The sequence below is a fragment of the Rhizobium sp. 01N424 genome, from assembly GCF_056399485.1.
Genome location: NZ_JBFTRK010000006.1, coordinates 143,835 through 161,202, shown reverse-complemented (window position 1 = coordinate 161,202; position 17,368 = coordinate 143,835). Strand labels below are relative to the sequence as shown.

18 protein-coding genes are annotated in these 17,368 nt (G+C 61.7%); 14 read left to right on the top strand and 4 right to left on the bottom strand.

Annotation, left to right across the window (positions count from 1 at the left end):
• Window positions 1-70: 70 nt before the first annotated feature.
• The gene (locus AC1DNK_RS17190; RefSeq protein ID WP_477942331.1) at window positions 71-1,216 is read right to left on the bottom strand and encodes an alpha-hydroxy acid oxidase; all 1,146 of its coding nucleotides are present in this window, start codon (window positions 1,214-1,216) and stop codon (window positions 71-73) included.
• On the opposite strand from AC1DNK_RS17190, the gene AC1DNK_RS17185 reads away from it, so the two are divergent.
• From AC1DNK_RS17185 to AC1DNK_RS17170, 4 genes are all read left to right on the top strand, one after another.
• Window positions 1,196-1,444 (top strand): hypothetical protein, encoded by a 249-nt coding sequence (locus AC1DNK_RS17185; RefSeq protein WP_477942330.1) that lies wholly within the window; start codon window positions 1,196-1,198, stop codon window positions 1,442-1,444. The two genes, AC1DNK_RS17190 and AC1DNK_RS17185, sit on opposite strands and share 21 nt — an antisense overlap.
• Window positions 1,445-1,595: 151 nt before the next feature.
• Entirely contained in the window at window positions 1,596-2,096 is a 501-nt protein-coding gene (locus tag AC1DNK_RS17180; RefSeq protein WP_112598618.1) for a MaoC family dehydratase, read from the top strand.
• A gap of 6 nt (window positions 2,097-2,102) precedes the next feature.
• Window positions 2,103-3,263 (top strand): CaiB/BaiF CoA transferase family protein, encoded by a 1,161-nt coding sequence (locus AC1DNK_RS17175; RefSeq protein ID WP_477942329.1) that lies wholly within the window; start codon window positions 2,103-2,105, stop codon window positions 3,261-3,263.
• A gap of 20 nt (window positions 3,264-3,283) precedes the next feature.
• Entirely contained in the window at window positions 3,284-4,390 is a 1,107-nt protein-coding gene (locus tag AC1DNK_RS17170; protein WP_477942513.1) for an extracellular solute-binding protein, read from the top strand.
• Window positions 4,391-4,447: 57 nt separating this feature from the next.
• On the opposite strand, the gene AC1DNK_RS17165 is transcribed toward AC1DNK_RS17170, so the two are convergent.
• Together AC1DNK_RS17165 and AC1DNK_RS17160 are read right to left on the bottom strand one after the other, a co-directional pair.
• On the bottom strand, window positions 4,448-5,284 hold the full coding sequence (locus AC1DNK_RS17165) for an amidohydrolase family protein (protein ID WP_477942327.1): 837 nt from the start codon (window positions 5,282-5,284) through the stop codon (window positions 4,448-4,450).
• A gap of 35 nt (window positions 5,285-5,319) precedes the next feature.
• Window positions 5,320-6,105, bottom strand: coding sequence for an IclR family transcriptional regulator (locus tag AC1DNK_RS17160; protein WP_477942325.1), 786 nt, complete (start codon window positions 6,103-6,105; stop codon window positions 5,320-5,322).
• Window positions 6,106-6,271: 166 nt separating this feature from the next.
• Here AC1DNK_RS17160 and AC1DNK_RS17155 point away from each other — a divergent pair, with 166 nt between their 5' ends.
• The 10 genes from AC1DNK_RS17155 (at window position 6,272) to AC1DNK_RS17110 (ending at window position 15,186) form a co-directional block, all read left to right on the top strand.
• Window positions 6,272-7,582 carry an extracellular solute-binding protein gene (locus AC1DNK_RS17155; protein ID WP_477942323.1) on the top strand — a complete coding sequence of 437 codons (1,311 nt, stop codon included), beginning with the start codon at window positions 6,272-6,274 and terminating at the stop codon, window positions 7,580-7,582.
• Between the two features lie 122 nt (window positions 7,583-7,704).
• Window positions 7,705-8,598, top strand: coding sequence for a carbohydrate ABC transporter permease (locus AC1DNK_RS17150; protein WP_112516510.1), 894 nt, complete (start codon window positions 7,705-7,707; stop codon window positions 8,596-8,598).
• A 2-nt stretch (window positions 8,599-8,600) separates the two neighbouring features.
• Window positions 8,601-9,467, top strand: a complete 867-nt coding sequence (locus AC1DNK_RS17145) for a carbohydrate ABC transporter permease (RefSeq protein ID WP_477942321.1) — start codon at window positions 8,601-8,603, stop codon at window positions 9,465-9,467.
• 6 nt (window positions 9,468-9,473) lie between these two features.
• Entirely contained in the window at window positions 9,474-10,571 is a 1,098-nt protein-coding gene (locus AC1DNK_RS17140) for an ABC transporter ATP-binding protein (protein ID WP_477942319.1), read from the top strand.
• A 14-nt stretch (window positions 10,572-10,585) separates the two neighbouring features.
• Window positions 10,586-11,698 (top strand): mandelate racemase/muconate lactonizing enzyme family protein, encoded by a 1,113-nt coding sequence (locus AC1DNK_RS17135; RefSeq protein WP_477942317.1) that lies wholly within the window; start codon window positions 10,586-10,588, stop codon window positions 11,696-11,698.
• 11 nt (window positions 11,699-11,709) lie between these two features.
• Window positions 11,710-12,039 carry an L-rhamnose mutarotase gene (locus tag AC1DNK_RS17130; RefSeq protein WP_477942315.1) on the top strand — a complete coding sequence of 110 codons (330 nt, stop codon included), beginning with the start codon at window positions 11,710-11,712 and terminating at the stop codon, window positions 12,037-12,039.
• Window positions 12,032-13,111, top strand: a complete 1,080-nt coding sequence (locus AC1DNK_RS17125) for a Gfo/Idh/MocA family protein (RefSeq protein WP_477942314.1) — start codon at window positions 12,032-12,034, stop codon at window positions 13,109-13,111. The genes AC1DNK_RS17130 and AC1DNK_RS17125 overlap by 8 nt, the downstream gene beginning before the upstream one ends.
• A 4-nt stretch (window positions 13,112-13,115) precedes the next feature.
• Complete coding sequence (locus AC1DNK_RS17120; protein WP_442209148.1) at window positions 13,116-13,571, top strand: MaoC family dehydratase; 456 nt, start codon at window positions 13,116-13,118, stop codon at window positions 13,569-13,571.
• Window positions 13,572-13,575: 4 nt separating this feature from the next.
• The gene (locus AC1DNK_RS17115; RefSeq protein ID WP_477942313.1) at window positions 13,576-14,310 is read left to right on the top strand and encodes an SDR family oxidoreductase; all 735 of its coding nucleotides are present in this window, start codon (window positions 13,576-13,578) and stop codon (window positions 14,308-14,310) included.
• Between the two features lie 30 nt (window positions 14,311-14,340).
• The gene (locus tag AC1DNK_RS17110; protein WP_477942311.1) at window positions 14,341-15,186 is read left to right on the top strand and encodes a fumarylacetoacetate hydrolase family protein; all 846 of its coding nucleotides are present in this window, start codon (window positions 14,341-14,343) and stop codon (window positions 15,184-15,186) included.
• 53 nt (window positions 15,187-15,239) lie between these two features.
• Here AC1DNK_RS17110 and AC1DNK_RS17105 read toward each other — a convergent pair whose 3' ends face one another.
• The gene (locus AC1DNK_RS17105; RefSeq protein ID WP_477942511.1) at window positions 15,240-17,138 is read right to left on the bottom strand and encodes an ABC transporter ATP-binding protein; all 1,899 of its coding nucleotides are present in this window, start codon (window positions 17,136-17,138) and stop codon (window positions 15,240-15,242) included.
• Window positions 17,139-17,368: the final 230 nt, after the last annotated feature.

Genomic DNA, 17,368 nt, shown 5'->3' with positions numbered 1-17,368 from the left:
CGCCAGATCTATCGCGCTGTGCCGTCACACACAACGCTCGCTCTCTCAATCGTGAACGGCAAGGCGCTGATTAGCGGAAACGGATATTCGCGCGGGTGAGCTGGTCGATCGACGAGCAACCCATCAGTTTCATGCCGCGTTCGAGTTCCGCATGCATCAGCGTCAGCGCGCGCTCGACGCCCGCCTGACCTGCTCCGGCCAGCGGGAAGAGGTAGTAGCGGCCGAGCCCGACGGCCTTGGCCCCGAGCGACAATGCCTTCAGAACATGGGTGCCGCGCTGAATACCGCCATCGATCATCACGTCGATCTTGTCGCCGACCGCATCGACGATCTCGGCCAGCTGATCGAAGCCGCTGCGCGAGCCATCCAGCTGGCGGCCGCCGTGGTTGGAAAGTACGATGCCGGTGCAGCCGATATCGATGGCGCGTTTGGCGTCTTCGACGGTCATGATGCCCTTGAGGCAGAACTGGCCGCCCCAGGTCTTCACCATATCGGCGACATCATCCCAGTTCATGGCGGGGTCGAGCATCTCGGTGAAATAGCGGCTGATCGACATGGTGCCGCTGCCCATATCGACGTGGCTATCGAGCTGGGGCAGCTTGAACTTCTCGTGGGTGAAGAAGTTGAGTGCCCAGCCCGGCTTGACCGCGAATTGTGCGATGCCGGCGAGGTTCAGACGGAAGGGGATGGAGAAGCCGGTCCGCTTGTCGCGCTCGCGGTTGCCGCCGGTGATGCTGTCGACGGTCAGCATCATCACCTGAACGCCCGCTTGCTTGGCGCGGGCCATCATCTCGCGGTTCAGGCCACGGTCCTTGTGGAAATAGAACTGATAGACCTGCGGCGCGCCGCTAATCCGCCGCGCTTCCTCAAGGCTGACGGTGCCGAGCGAGGAGACGCCAAACATCGTGTCGAACTTGCCGGCAGCCCGCGCAACCGCCCGTTCGCCGTCATGGTGGAACAGCCGCTGCAGCGCCGTCGGCGAGCAATAGACCGGCATTGCCAGGCGCTGCCCCATGACCGTCACGGACATGTCGACATCGGTAACCCCGCGCAACACGCTCGGCAGCAGATCGCAGCTTTCGAAGGAGGCCGTATTGCGCCGGTAGGTCACCTCGTCGTCAGCCGCGCCGTCGATGTAGTTGAAGATCGGGCCGGGCAGGCGGCGCTTCGCGAGATGGCGGAAGTCGTGGAAGTTATGGCAATCCGTAAGGCGCATTTTTGTGTCCAGAATCTCGTTGTCGCAGAGCGTCGCTTGCTTGGATTGATCGAGAAGCGCGAGCCACCGGCGGACGGCAAGCGCTACCCTGGTTGGAAATTGGTGGCGGCGCCGGCGGGGAGCCGCGCCGCTATCGTCTTTATACACATCGGCACGCCGCCGTCGATGAACCTGCCTGACATCATCAGCATTTCGCTGCCGATATTGCGCCGGCCGGTCCGGCGCTGATCTTCCATGGTGTCTTGGCACAATCGACAGCTCTTGCAAAGATAACCCATATGTGAAAATAATCTTCACATAAGAAAATTCATGGCCGGGAGGAGGCGTGATCGTGGCGCAGGCGCCGACAGTCGGGATTTCGTCCACCCATCCGTCCGACATGCCGCAAGCGCATGCCGATCTGCCGGTATGGAATGCCGAGAACTGGTTCTACGAGGATTGGCCCGAGGGCCAGAAGATCCGCTCGCTCCGCCGCACGATCGGGGAGAGCGACAGCCACCTTTTCAATGTGCTGGTGACCGACATCCATCCCTATGTGCAGGATCAGATGTTTGCGGAAAAGGAAGGTGTATTCGGGCGGCGTCTCGTCGCCGGCGCCTTCGTCTTCTCGGCAGGGCTTGGCCTTGTTGCCACCAACTGCGTCAACGCCTTTTCCTATGGCTATGACAAGCTGCGCTTCATCAAACCCGTTTTCATCGGCGATACGATCTACACGATCCGAACGAACCTCGACAAACGCCCGCGCTACAAGGAGCTCGGCCTCATCCGCGCGAGCTACGAGGTCTTCAAGGGCGAAGGCGAATTGGTGCTCTACTGCGAGCATCTGCAAACCGTGAAGTACAAGAACCCGGCCGACTTCGCTGGTAAGACAGAAAAGTAAGATGCAATGACGCAATCCAGCGATCTTCCCTTAAACGGCCTCGTCGTCGTCGACATGAGCCAGTTCCTCTCCGGCCCCTACTGTTCACTGCGCCTGATGGATCTCGGCGCGCGTGTCATCAAGGTCGAACGGCCCGACGGCGGCGACCTTTCGCGCCGGCTCTATCTCAGCGACACCGAAATAGGCGGCGACTCGACGATCTTCCACGCGATCAACCGCGCCAAGGAGAGCCTGGCGATCGACCTGAAGAACGAGAGCGACCTGAAGGCGCTGCGCGCCCTGCTCTTGAAGGCGGATGTGCTGATCCAGAATTTCCGCCCCGGCGTGATCGAACGGCTCGGCCTTCACTACGATGCGGTCAAGGAAATCAATCCGCGCCTCGTCTATGCATCGATCAGCGGATATGGCGATGAAGGCCCCTGGGTGAAGCGTCCCGGCCAGGATCTGCTCGCCCAGTCGCGTTCCGGCGTGATGTGGCTGAACGGCGACGAGGACCAGGGGCCTGTGCCGTTCGGACTGGCGATCGGCGACATGCTGGCGGGAGCGGCTGCCTGCCAGGGCATTCTCGCGGCCCTCGTGCGACGCGGCATCACTGGCAAGGGCGCGCTCGTCGAGACCAGCCTGCTGGAGGCACTTGTCGATTTCCAGTTCGAGGTGCTGACCACCCATCTGAACGACGGAAAGCGGCTGCCGAAGCGGTCAAACTTCCGCAGCGCCCATGCCTATCTCGCAGCTCCCTACGGTGTTTACGCCGCTTCTGATGGATATCTGGCGATCGCCATGACGCCGATCCCGAAGCTCGCCGATCTCCTCGGTATGCCCGAGCTAGACCCCTATCGCGACGATCCGTCCAGCTGGTTCCTGCAGCGCGATGGTATCAAGGAACTGATCGCCAAGCGGATCGCCACTAGGACAATCGACGAGTGGCTGGCAGTGCTCGAGCCGGCCGATATCTGGTGCGCAAAAGTGCTGAATTGGAACGAGCTTATGGACAGCGACGGTTTCAAGTCGCTCGACATGCTGCAGACGGTGACGCGCGAGGACGACGTCTCGATCCTGACGACCCGTTCGCCGCTGCGCGTCGATGGCGCCCGCCCGGTCTTCCAGCGCGCTGCTCCCCGGATCGGCGAGCATAGCGCTGCCATTCGCGAGGAGTTCGGCCTGTGAGCAAGGTGACCTTGAAAGGCATGACCTGGAGCCATCCGCGCGGTTACGATCCGATGGTGGCCTGTTCGCGGCTCTTCGAAGAGCAGACGGGTGTGGCGGTCCATTGGGAGAAGCGTTCGCTGCAGGATTTCGAGACCTATCCGGTCGAGGAGCTGGCGCGCGCCTATGACCTCATCGTCATCGATCACCCGCATGTCGGCCAGATCACCGACGAGAAATGTCTCTTGCCGCTCGACATTCCCGGACGTGAGGAAGAGCGCGTGGCCCTCGAAAAGGGCAGCGTCGGAGCCTCCTATCCGAGCTATCTCTGGCAGGGACATCAATGGGCCTTCCCGATCGATGCGGCGACGCAGGTCCAGGCCCTCCGGCCTGATCGGTTGCCGCAACCGGCCGCGACCTGGCAGGAGGTGATCGCACTGGCGAAGGACGGACGCGTGCTTCTGCCGCTTCGCCCGCCTCACACGCTGATGACCTTCTACACCCTGTCGGCCAACCGCGGGCATCCGTGTCGGACGCAGGCTGGGCAGTTGATCGACCCTCAAGCGGGGGCTGAAACCGTTGAGATGATGCGTGAAATCTCCGCGCTGATCGACCCCGCCTGTTTCGAGATGGATCCGATCGCGGTCTTCGAGCAGATGGCGGCTGCCGATAGCAGGATCGTCTGCGTGCCGCTGATCTACGGCTATGTCAGCTATTCGATGCCGGGTTTCCGCGACCGGCTGATCAAGTTTGCCGATATTCCCGTTGTAGGTCATCTTGGGCCCGTCGGCTCGGCGCTGGGCGGCACGGGCATCGCCGTCTCGGCCTTTTCAGGCAATCCCAAGGAGGCGGTCGATTTTGCCTATTGGGTTGCGTCCGCGGGGATCCAGCGTGGACTCTATGCCAGTGCCGGCGGCCAGCCGGGCCATGCGGCGGCATGGGAAGACGACGCGGTCAATCTGGCAACGGCCGACTTCTATCGCGGCACGCGCGCAACGCTGGAAGGCGCCTGGGTCCGTCCACGGCACGATGGCTACATGGCGTTCCAGCAGCGGGGATCTGACAGGTTGAATGCCGGATTGAAGGGTGGCGAAAGTGCCGCGGCAATCGTTGCCGATCTGAATAGGCTGTTTGCCGCCAGCTTCTAGGGAGCTGCCCTGGCGTTCCGATCCATCAAGGATGAGAGCGCCAGGGCGAACCTGTTATCAGAGATTCCAGAGCCGTTTCGCGTTGCCGGAGAAGACCTTTGTCCGCTCCGCTTCGCTGCTGCCTGCAAACAGCGCGTGCGTGGTCGCAACCCAGGTAGAGAGCCCACCGCCCAACGTGCAGACGGGCCAGTCGCTGCCCCAGACGAGGCGGTCCCAGCTGAAATTCGCGGTGACCTGCTCGATATAGGGCCGCAAGGTCTCGACATCCCAGGTCTCCGCATCGGCATAGGCCACGACGCCCGATACCTTGCAGACGACGTTCGGCCGCCTGGAGACCTCGCGAATGCCGTCCTTCCATGCGTCTGAGGCGCCGCTGCTGATCGCCGGCACGCCGCAATGATCGAGGACGAACTGAACCTCGGGTGCGAGGTCGATGAGCGCTAAAACCCGGCTCATCTGATGCGGCAGCGCGCAGATATCGAAGGTCAGCCGCGAGCCGGACATGCGCCTGATGTTCTCGCGAAACACTGCACCCTCTGAAAGTTCGTCGGGAACGACGTGCAGCACCCGGCGAAAGCCTTTGACGAAGGGATCGGCCGTCTGCCGCTCGAGATAGCCGGCAAAGCCCTCGTCCTCGGGACGGCAGGCAGCGATGGCGCCGCGGATCAGCTGGCCGCTGGTATCCGAGAGTTCCCTGACCACATCGGTTTCGCGCTGCATCTCGCCGGCATCGACATCCACCTCCATGTGAAGCGCCGCATCGATGCCGCAGCGGCGGGCTTCTGCCGCATAGGTATTATAGAGGAAATCCCTGTCCAGCGCCGGGACGCCGGAGAGCCAGGGATAGGTCAGTTTCGACCTGTCGATCAGGTGCAGATGGGTATCGATAAGCAAAGCGTCCTCCGCGTTTTGCAATGAATGGACCGCGCTCAGGGCGCGACGTTGACGTCCGATCCGACCAGCAGCGACAATTGTTCGGCGGTCTTCTGCAGATGGGTGATCGTCCGGGTGATATCCGGCGCGGACGGCGCATTGACCAGCGCGATATAGGGGCAGGTGAGGGCGGCAATACCCCGGCCATCGGGGCCCATGATCGGCGCGGAAAGGTTATAGACGCCGGCCGTCTGGGCGCTGGCCATCATCTCGTAGCCCCGCTCGCGGATCTGATCGAGCCGTTCGTAAAAGTCAGGCGTCAGGCGGGGATCGTCCTTGCTGCGGACGTGCTCCGAGATCATCAGTTCACGCTCTTCGGCATTACGGAAGGCCAGAAGCACATGGCCGGAGCCGGTGTCGAAAAGGTTCACATGCGAGCCGACGCGGATCGAGATGCCCCAGTAATCAGGCGCCTCCTGCTGGGCGATGACCACGGCATAGCCGCGGTCGAAAACGGCAAGATGATTGGCCTGGCGGGTCTTTTGCGCGAGATCGCGCATCAGCGGCGTTGCGAAGGATGCCAGGCGCCTTGTCGGCGCATGAAGCTGCGACAGGCCGAATAGCTTGAGCGTCAGCGCGAAGCGGTCGCCCTCCAGCTTGGTGACATAGCCGCGGCGCACCAGGCGGTCGAGCATACGGTAGAATTCGTTCGGGCTGCGATCGAGCCGCTTCGATATCTCGGCCTGCGTCAGGCCGTCCTCGACGCTGGCGAGCAGTTCCAGAATATCGAGACCCTTGTCGAGCGCGGGCGCGCGGTAACGGTCTGCGTCGTCCATGTCCATGTGCGATCTCCCATGAATGATAGTTGCATATACGCAGATGAACCATTCGAGAAGGGAAAGTTCCGCTTGACGCCGCAACTTTCTTGTCGTTTGTATATAAACATAAAACTCATATGTGAGGAGAGTCGGCGAACTCATCAAGATCGCCGTTGTGGAGGAGAGGAATATGAAAAGATTGCTAGCCAGCCTCGCGGCTGGAATTTCGCTGTTTGCATGCTCTACCAATGCTGCGGACCTGCCGGGCAAGTTCGAAGGCGTGACGATCGATGCCAAGCTGATTGGCGGACAGCAGTACGAGCCGCTCTATGGGCGCATCGCCGAGTGGGAAAAGGCGACCGGCGCCAAGGTCAACGTGCTCTCGAAGAAGAACTATTTCGAGCTCGACAAGGAAATGAAGTCGGATATCGCTTCCGGCGATATCAAGTGGTGCGTCGGGTCCAACCACTCGTCTTTCGCGCCGATCTACGAAGGCCTCTACACCGATCTGAAGCCGCTTCTGCCGGCTGAAGAAATCGCCAAGTTCGTCGATTCCACCATTTCAGCGTCGACGATCGACGACAAGCTGGTGATGCTGCCGCGCGCCCAGTTCGACGTTTCGGCGCTGTATTACCAGAAGAGCCTTTACACCGACGAAGCCAAGAAGAAGGCTTTCAAGGAAAAGTACGGCTACGATCTGACGCCGCCGGACACCTGGAAGCAGGTTTCGGATCAGGCGATCTTCTTCTCCAACCCGCCGAATTTCTTCGGCACGCAGTTCCCCGGCAAGGAAGAAGCGATCAACGGACGCTTCTTTGAAATGCTGGTCGCCGAAGGTGGCGAATATCTCGACAAGGACGGCAAGCCTGCGTTCAACTCCGAAGCCGGTATCCGAGCGCTCGACTGGTTCGTCAACATGTACAAGGCGAAGGCCGTTCCGGCCGGCACCACCAACTATCTCTGGGACGACCTCGGCGCGGGCTTTGCGTCCGGCACCGTCGCGCTCGATCTCGACTGGCCGGGCTGGGCCGCCTACTTCAACGACCCAAAGAACTCCAAGATTGCCGGCAATGTCGGTGTGATCGTCCAGCCTGCCGGCTCGTCCGGCAAGCGGACCGGTTGGTCCGGTCACCATGGCTTCTCGGTCACCGAAGCCTGCGAACATAAGGATGCGGCGGCCTCGCTCGTCTGGTTCCTGACCAACGAGGACTCGCAGAAGATCGAGGCGGCAAACGGCACGCTGCCGACCCGCAAGGCTGTCTGGGATTGGGATATCCAGCAGGCTGCCAGCGATCCTTACAAGAAGGAAGCCCTCGGCGCCTTCCAGGAAGCCATGAAGCATGCCTTCCCGGTTCCGCGCACGCCGGAATGGATCGAGATCTCCAACGCGGTCTATCCGGAGCTGCAGTCCGCCATCCTCGGCGACAAGACCTCCAAGGAAGCGCTCGACGCGGCTGCCGAAAAGGCAACCGGCATCCTCAAGGACGCCGGCGCCCTCTAATCCTGTCATAACAGGTCCCGCATCCGGCAACGGGTGCGGGGCCTCATTTTTGGAAGACCGGAGCGCTTCCCGCGCTCCCTCTTGCGGTCCCGGCGCCCTATCAGGTGTGGACAGGTCACTCGATGTTGAAAAAAATTCCGACGCCCATTCTTCTGCTTCTACCGGCGATCGTCGTGCTGGTCGCAGTGGTCCTGGTTCCCTTGCTGCTTTCGCTTTATTCCAGTTTCACGCCATTCCGCCTGACCCGGCCGCAGACGCTCTACGTCTTCGTCGGCCTGCGCAATTACGTGCGCATCTTGACCGATCCCGTTTTCCTCGCCGCCTTCGTCCGCACCGTCGTGCTTCTGACCATTGCGCTCAATCTGGAAATGCTGCTCGGCCTCGGCCTCGCGCTGCTCGTCAACAAGGCGACGATGGGCCAGCGAGTGCTGCGCACGCTGATGATGTTTCCGATGATGTTCTCGCCCGTGCTCGTCGGCTTCCAGTTCAAGTTCATGTTCAACGACAATGTCGGGCTGATCAATAATGCGCTTCAGGCGCTCGGACTGACAGACAATGCCATCCCGTGGCTGATCGACGGCAATCTGGCGCTGTTTTCGATCGTCGTCGCCGAGGTCTGGTCCTCGACGTCGGTCTTCGCGATCCTGATCCTCTCAGGGCTGCTCGCCATGCCGCAGGAGCCGGTCGAGGCTGCCCGCGTCGATGGCTGCACGCCGCTTCAGACCTTCCGCTATGTCATCTGGCCGTTCCTGATGCCCTTCGCCTTCATCGCCATGACGATCCGCTCGCTCGACGTCGCGCGCGCCTATGACATCGTCAAGATCATGACCGATGGCGGCCCGGCGCGGCGCACGGAACTGCTCTGGACACTGGTCGGCCGCACCGCCTATGCCGATGCGCAGATGGGCCTTGCCAACGCCATGGCCTATGTCTCGATCATCCTGTCGATCGGCTTCACCGTCTATTTCTTCCGGAAGCTGGCGCTCGCCCGCACCCAAATCGGCGCGGAGTGGTAATCATGGATCGCAACGCTCAACAACGTCTGCGCCGCCGTATCGGCCAGGTTTTCTATCTCATCGGCTTGTTCCTTGCGATGCTGATCATCTGCCTGCCGGGCTTCTGGATCGTTCTTAGCTCGCTGCGGCCGCCGGTCGAGATCATGGCCAAGCCGCCGGTCTGGATCCCCAACGAATTGTCGCTCGATGCCTACAGAGCGATGTTCTCCGGCATCGGCAAGGGCGGCATCCCGATCTGGGATTACTTCCGCAACTCACTGATCATCTCGATCACCTCGACCGTCATCGCGCTGGTGATCGGCATGTCCGGCGGCTATGCCTTCGCGCGCTTCCGGTTTGCCGGCAAGTCGGCAACCTTCCTCGGCCTGATGCTGACACGCTCCGTTCCCGGTATCGCGCTTTCGCTGCCGCTGTTCATCGTCTATTCGCGCATCGGCATCATCGATACGCATTTCGGCTTGATCCTGACCTATGTGGCGCTCAACGTACCGTTCACGATCTGGCTGATCGACGGCTTCTTCCGCCAGGTGCCGAAGGATCTGGCGGAAGCGGCGCAGATCGACGGCTGCACCCGCTGGCAGGCTTTCTGGAAGGTCGAGTTTCCGCTGGCCGGTCCCGGCATTGCGTCGGCAGGCATCTTCGCCTTCCTCACCTGCTGGAACGAATATGCACTGGCTTCTCAGCTGACGCGGTCCGTCAATTCGAAGACACTCCCGGTCGGGCTCCTCGACTATACGGCGGAATTCACCATCGACTGGCGCGGCATGTGTGCGCTTGCGGTCGTGATGATCGTTCCGGCGCTGGCGCTCACCTTCATCATTCAGAAGCATCTCGTGTCCGGCCTGACATTCGGCGCGGTCAAAGGTTGATTTCCCATGGCTCAGGTCTCTCTTAAAAAACTCGTCAAGCGCTACGGCGCCCTCGAAATCGTCCACGGCATCGATCTCGATATTGCCGATAAGGAATTCATCGCCCTCGTCGGCCCGTCCGGCTGCGGCAAGTCCACGACCTTGCGCATGGTCGCCGGTCTGGAGCCGATTTCCGGCGGCGACATCGAGATCGGCGGACGCGTCGTCAACGATCTGCCGCCGCGCGACCGCAACATCTCGATGGTCTTCCAGTCCTATGCGCTCTATCCGCATATGAGCGTGCGCGAGAACATGGGCTTCTCGCTGAAGATCGCCAAGGTTCCGCAGCCCAAGATCGACCAGCGCGTCAACGAGGCGGCCGCCATTCTCAGCCTTGAGGCGCTGATGGACCGGCGCCCGGCGCAGCTTTCCGGCGGCCAGCGCCAGCGGGTCGCCATGGGCCGCGCTATCGTGCGCAACCCCGAGGTCTTCCTGTTCGACGAGCCGCTGTCCAACCTCGACGCGAAGCTGCGCACGCAGATGCGCACCGAGATCAAGAAACTCCACGCCAAGGTCCAGGCGACGGTCATCTACGTCACCCACGACCAGGTCGAGGCAATGACGCTGGCCGACCGTATCGTCATCATGCGCGATGGCTATATCGAGCAGGTCGGGACGCCGGATGAAGTCTTCAAGCGCCCGGCGACCCGTTTCGTCGCAGGCTTCATCGGTTCGCCGCCGATGAATATCCTCGATGCCACCGTCGATGGCGACAGCATCGTCTTCGCCAATGGCGATCGCCTGCCGCTGCCGCCGAAATTCAAGAATGCCGTCGCTCATGGCCAGAAGGTCACCTTTGGTCTGCGCCCGGATGACCTGTTCCCGACCGGCCACGGCCTGGTCTCGGACAGCACATCTGCGGTTCATGAAATCAGCCTGCCCGTTGTCATCACCGAGCCGCTCGGCAACGAAACACTGGTTTTCGTCGAATTCGCCGGCCGCGAATGGGTGGCGCGCATGTTGAACCCAAGGGCGCTGGCAACCGGCGAGCAGATCAGGATGAGCTTCGATCTGTCACAGGCGCATCTGTTTGCTGCGGACACCGGCAAGACGCTGGCGATCTGAGAGGGGAGAGAGACATGGCCCGCATCGAGAAAATTGACATCCGGATGGTCGACCTTGCTCCCAAGGTCAAGCGCACCGACGCGATCCAGAGCTTTGTCAGCCAGGAGACGCCGATCGTCACGATCACCGATTCCGACGGCGCGACGGGGATCGGCTACAGCTACACGATCGGCACCGGCGGATCGTCGATCATGCGACTGCTGTCGGATCATCTCGTCCCGCTGCTGATCGGGGAGGATGCCGATTGCATCGAGGCGATCTGGCGCAAGATGGAGTTCGCGACCCACGCCACGACGATCGGCGCGATCACCGCGCTGGCGCTTGCCGCCGTCGATACCGCGCTTTGGGATCTCAGGGCGAAAAAGCAGGGCCTGCCGCTCTGGAAGCTGGTAGGCGGAGCGAAGGATAGCTGCCCGCTCTACACCACCGAAGGCGGCTGGCTGCATATTGAGAAGGAAGCGCTCGTCGAGGATGCGCTGCTCGCCAAGTCGAAGGGCTTTTCCGGCTCCAAGGTGAAGATCGGCAAGCCGCATGGCTCGGAGGATTATGCACGTCTGTCGGCTGTGCGTGCTGCGGTCGGCGATGGCTTCGAGATCATGACCGATTGCAATCAGGGCTTTATGGTCGATGAGGTGATCCGCCGTGCCGCCCGGTTGAAGGAACTCGATCTCGCCTGGATCGAGGAGCCGCTACCGGCTGATGATCTCGACGGTCATATCCGTCTGTCGCGCTCGACGGCGACGCCGATCGCCGTCGGCGAGTCGATCTATTCGATCCGCCATTTCCGTGAGTACATGCAGAAGGGCGCCTGCTCGATCGTCCAGGTCGATGTCGCCCGCATCGGCGGCATCACGCCCTGGCTGAAGGTGGCGCATGCGGCGGAGGCCTTCGATATCCCGGTCTGCCCGCATTTCCTGATGGAGCTGCATGTCAGCCTCGTCTGCGCCGTGCAGAACGGCAAATATGTCGAGTACATTCCGCAGCTCGATCAGCTGACCACAAAGGGCATGGAAATCCGCGACGGCCGGGCTATCGCTCCGTCCGAACCGGGTCTCGGCATCAGCTGGGATTGGGATGCGGTCGAGGAGCGGTCGATCAAGGAATTCACCCGAGAGTTTCGCGGCTGAGGAGACGGGCCATGCAGCGTATGGGAATGGTTGTCGGGCTGAAACCCGAGAAGATTGCCGAATACAAGCGTCTGCACGCCGCCGTCTGGCCGGAGATCCTGGCGCTGATCTCGGAATGCAACATCCGCAACTATTCGATCTATCTCAAGGAACCGGAGAATCTGCTCTTCGGCTATTGGGAATATACCGGCAGCGACTTTGCGGCCGATATGGCGAAGATGGCCGACCACCCGAAGAACAAGGAGTGGTGGGCCGTCTGCATGCCGCAGCAACAGCCGCTGGAAACCCGCAAGCCCGGCGAATGGTGGGCGATGATGGAGGAGGTCTTCCATCATGACTGAGACCTTCGATCCCAGCCGTCTGCAGCAATCCTGGCCGCGGCCCGCCAAGCCGCGCCCGATCCTCATCTTCGGCGCCGGCAGCATCGTCGGTGACGCGCATCTGCCGGCCTACAGGAAGGCCGGCTTCCCGGTCGCCGGGATCTTCGATCCCGATCGCGCCAAGGCCTGCGCGCTGGCGGAGCAATGGGGCACGACGGCCTTTGCCTCCGAGAGCGAGGCTCTGCAAACCGCAGGTGCGATCTTCGATCTTGCCACCCCGCCCGCGGCCCATGCCGCCATCCTGTCGAAGCTGCCGGAGGGCTCCTTTGCTCTGCTGCAAAAGCCGATGGGCAGCAATCTCGATGAGGCGACCGAGATCCTGAGGCTGTGCCGCGCCCGCGGCATCAAGGCGGCGGTCAATTTCCAGCTGCGCTTCGCGCCGATGATGCTGGCGCTCAAGGATGCGATCGCCAAGGGCCATCTCGGCGAGATCGTCGATTTTGACGCCTGGCTGGCGCTTGCAACGCCGTGGGGGCTCTGGCCTTTCCTGAAGGGCCTGCCGCGCATCGAGATCGCCATGCATTCGATCCACTATCTCGATGTCGTCAGGGATCTGCTCGGCAATCCGCTCGGCGTGCACGCCAAAACTATCGGCCATCCGAACCATGACGTGGCGCAGACGCGCACGGCTGCGATCCTCGATTACGGTGACCGTATCCGCTGCGCGCTATCGATCAACCACGACCACGATTTCGGCCGCCGCTTCCAGGCCTGCGAGTTCCGGATATCGGGGACGAAGGGAGCCGCCTACCTGAAGCTTGGAGTCAATCTCGACTATCCACGCGGCGAGCCGGACGAGCTCTGGATCGAGACGGAGGGCGCCAGCGACTGGGTCTCCGTGCCGCTCGAAGGCACATGGTTCCCCGATGCCTTCGCCAACCGCATGGCGAACCTACAGCGCTTCGCTTCGGGCGAAGACGACAGGCTCGTGGGCGCCGTCGAGGACGGCTGGCAGACCATGGCGCTGGTCGAAGCCGCCTATCAATCAAGTGCCAGCCCGGCGACCCCGCTCAGCCCGCTGCCGAAGGAATAGACCGATGTCGGAACAGATCATCCATTTTGAAGACTACGCACTGAACGCGTCGCGCACGACGACCGGCCGCACGATTACCGAGACGGATTTCGTCGTCCATGCCGGGCATACCGGCGATTTCTTTCCGCATCACATGGACGCCGAATTCGCCAAGACGCTGCCGGGCGGCCAGCGTATCGCCCATGGCACCATGGTCTTCTCGATCGGTATCGGCCTGACGGCGACGCTCATCAACCCCGTCGCCTTTTCCTACGGCTACGACCGGCTGCGCTTCGTCCGCCCGGTCCATATCGGCGACACGATCCGCACCCGGGTGACCATTTCGGCCAAGGAAGACGATCCGAAGCGGCCGGATATGGGCCGCGTCGTCGAGCGCTGCGAGGTTTTGAACCAGCGCAATGAAGTGGTGCTGGCCGCAGACCATATCCTGCTCGTCGAGCGCCAACAGAAACAGGGATAAGATCATGTCACAGGATTTGACCGGCAAGACCGTTCTGACCACCGCCGCAGGGCAGGGGATTGGCCGCGCTTCGGCGATCGCCTTTCAGCAGGCAGGTGCAACCGTACATGCCACAGACATCAACACCGATGCACTGGCGCAGCTGACGGCCGAAACCGGGATTGCGACCCACAAGTTGAACGTTCTCGACGAAGCGGCGGTCAATGCGCTGGTCTCAGAGATCGGCCAGATCGACGTGCTCTTCAATTGCGCCGGTTTCGTCCATGCAGGCTCGATCCTCGAGATGAAGGACGCCGATCTGGAATTCGCCCTCGATCTCAACGTCAAGGCGATGATCCGCACCATCCGCGCCGTGCTGCCCGGCATGCTCGAGCGCAAGGACGGTTCGATCATCAACATGGCCTCCGTTGCATCCAGCATCAAGGGTGTGCCGAACCGCTTCGCCTATGGCGTCACCAAGGCCGCCGTCATCGGTCTCACCAAATCCGTTGCCGCCGACTACGTGGCGCAGGGTGTCCGCTGCAACGCCATCTGCCCCGGCACCGTCGAGAGCCCGTCGCTGCAGGACCGCATGAAGGCGCAGGGTGATTACGAGACGGCGCGCGCCGCCTTCATCTCGCGGCAGCCGATGGGCCGTCTGGGCTCCCCCGAAGAGATCGCCGAACTCGCCGTCTATCTCGCCGGCGCCACTTACACCTCAGGTCAGGCCTACGCCATCGATGGCGGCTGGACCATCTGACCTTCGAACCGACACAGGAATGGAATCCGCATGAAATTTCTTCGTTACGGTGAAGCCGGCCAGGAAAAGCCTGGCCTTCTCGATGCCGGCGGCAAGATCCGCGATCTCTCCGGCCAGCTTGGCGATCTCGCCGGAGCGGCCCTGAACCCCGATCGTCTCGCCGAACTGTCGCGGCTCGACACCAGCACGCTGCCGGTTGTCGAGGGAACACCGCGGCTCGGCCCCTGCGTTGCCGGTACCGGCAAGTTCATCTGCATCGGCCTCAATTATTCCGACCACGCTGCCGAAACCCGCGCCACCGTGCCGCCGGAACCGATCATCTTCATGAAGGCAACCTCGGCGATCGTTGGCCCGAATGATGATCTCGTCATCCCGCGCGGCTCGGAGAAGACCGATTGGGAAGTCGAGCTCGGCATCGTCATCGGCAAGACGGCGAAATATGTCAGCGAAGCCGATGCGCTGGATTATGTTGCCGGCTACTGCACGATCCATGACGTCTCCGAACGTGCCTTCCAGATCGAGCGCTCTGGCCAGTGGACCAAGGGCAAGTCCTGCGACACATTTGGTCCAACCGGTCCCTGGCTCGTCACCAAGGACGAGGTGCCGGACCCGCAAGACCTGAAGATGTGGCTGAAGGTCAACGGCGAGACGATGCAGAACGGCTCCAGCAAGACCATGGTTTTCGGCGCCGCCTATCTGGTCTCCTATCTCAGCCAGTTCATGTCGCTGCATCCCGGCGACATCATCTCGACCGGCACACCGCCGGGCGTCGGCATGGGCATGAAGCCGCCGCGCTATCTGAAACCAGGCGATATCGTCGAGCTCGGCATCGAAAAGCTCGGCAACCAGCGGCAGGCCGTCAGGGCGGATATCTGATAGCTCCATGGTGCTGATGGGCACGAGGCCGGCGACGCCATGCCTCGTGCCTTCTATGTCGCCGAGCTGCCTGATGCCGTCTCTTCGAGCACGTCTTCGGGAATATCGTCGAAAGACGCGTAGTTGAGATTATAGAGCCGGGAATAGAGCTTCCCGTTCTTCATCAGCTCATTATGGTTGCCGCTCTCGATCAGCTCGCCGTTCTGCAGCACGATGATGCGGTCGGCTTCGCGGATCGTCGCGAGACGGTGGGCGATGACGAGGCCGGTGCGGTTCTCCAGCAGCTTCACCAGGGCCTTCTGGATCAGCATTTCCGTATAGCTGTCGATATTGGCCGTCGCCTCGTCGAGAACGAGGATCTTCGCATCGGCGACGAGCGCGCGGGCGAAGGACAGAAGCTGCCTTTGCCCGAGCGAGAGATTGCCGCCGCGCTCACCGAGAATGCTGTCATAGCCTTCTGCCAGCCGCATGATGAAATCATGCGCGCCGACGGCCTTTGCCGCCTCGACCACCTGTTCGCGGGTGGCATTTGTCTTGTGATAGCGAATGTTTTCAAAGACGCTGCCCGTGAAGAGGAAAGGCTCCTGCAGAACCATGGCGATCTGGTCGCCGAGTGAATCCTGCGTCAGATCCCGCACGTCATTGCCGCCGACAAGCACTTGCCCCTGCTGCACATCGTAGAAGCGATGGATCAACGACATGCAGCTCGATTTGCCGGAGCCTGTCGGTCCGACGAGCGCAACCGTTTCGCCCGGATTGACGCGGAAACTCACATGTTTCAGCACCGGATGCTTCGGGTTGTAGCCGAAGACCACGTCGCGGAATTCGACCGAGCCGTCCATATCCCGCGAAAGCACCTTGGCATCGGGGGCGTCCTGGATGTCGACGGGAACGTCCAGCACCTCTGTCAGCCGTTGGCCGGAGGCCATGGCGCGCTGCATCACCGAATATTGCAGCGTCAGCGAACGGATCGGGTCGAAGAAGCGCTGGATATAAAACAGGAAGGCGACGAGCACGCCGACGTCAAGCGCCTGGTTCAGGACACGCGCCCCGCCGACGACGATGACGAGGGCCATGGCGACGCCCGTCAGGCTGTCGACGATCGGCACCATCACCTGCGCATAGCGCGCTGCCGTCAGATGAGTGAGAAGGTTGGCATGGGCCTTGTCGTCATAGAGCGTGAAATTCACGCTCTGGCGATCCATGCTCTGGACTGCGCGCACGCCATGGATCGCCTCGGCCAACGCGCCGTTCGCCACCGAGTTCGTTTCATGCGCGGCCATGAACGACTTGCGCGCCAGCGGCAGCCAGAAGAGGCGGACGACGAAGAGCACCGGCAGGGCCGACAGCGTCAGCAATCCGAGCTTAAAATCGAGATACAGCATCACGAAGACGATACCGAAGAGCAGGAAGATATCGCCGACCGACAGCACCGACGTTTCGAGAAACTCCTGCATCGAGTTGACGTCGCCCTGTAGCCGCGACATCAGGCGGCCCACTTCGGTCTTGTCCATGAAGGAGAGCGAGACGCGCTGCAGATGCGAGAACATCGCCTTGCGCATGTCAAAGAGCACGTTTTCAGCCACCCCGCCGACCAACGTCTCCTGCGCATAGCTGGCAGCATAGTTGACGAGGATGGCACAGAGGAAGGCAAGGATCGACCAGGTGAGCGCGTTGGAACTGCCCCCCTGCCGCATGCCGTGGTCGATGGCGTAGCGGATGATCAGCGGGATCACCAGCTGCATGGCCGTGAAGGTCAACACCGCCACGACGGACCAGATGATCTTGTCCTTGTAGGGATCGACGAAGGTCCAGATGCGCTTGACGATGTTGCCGTCGAAGGCGGTACCGAACATCTCTTCTTCGATCCGGTGCGAACCGACCACCGCCCGCGGCGGCCGCCTGCCGTCTTCGCGCGGATCGGGGCGCTCGGTTTCCATTTCCTCGGCCATCATCCACTCCCTAGTCTTGAGGCTTCTTGTGGTCTGGACCCACTGCAGATGCCTCTATCTGCGGCTGGCATAATTCTCTTCCCTCATTCCTGTGCTCGTCACAGGAATCTAGCCACGCGAAGTCTTTCGCGTGAAAGAGTTCTTCCGCGCCGCAGACGCGGCGCTGCTGGATCCCTGTGACAAGCACAGGGATAAGGGAGCAAAACGCAAACACACAGTCTCACAAACGC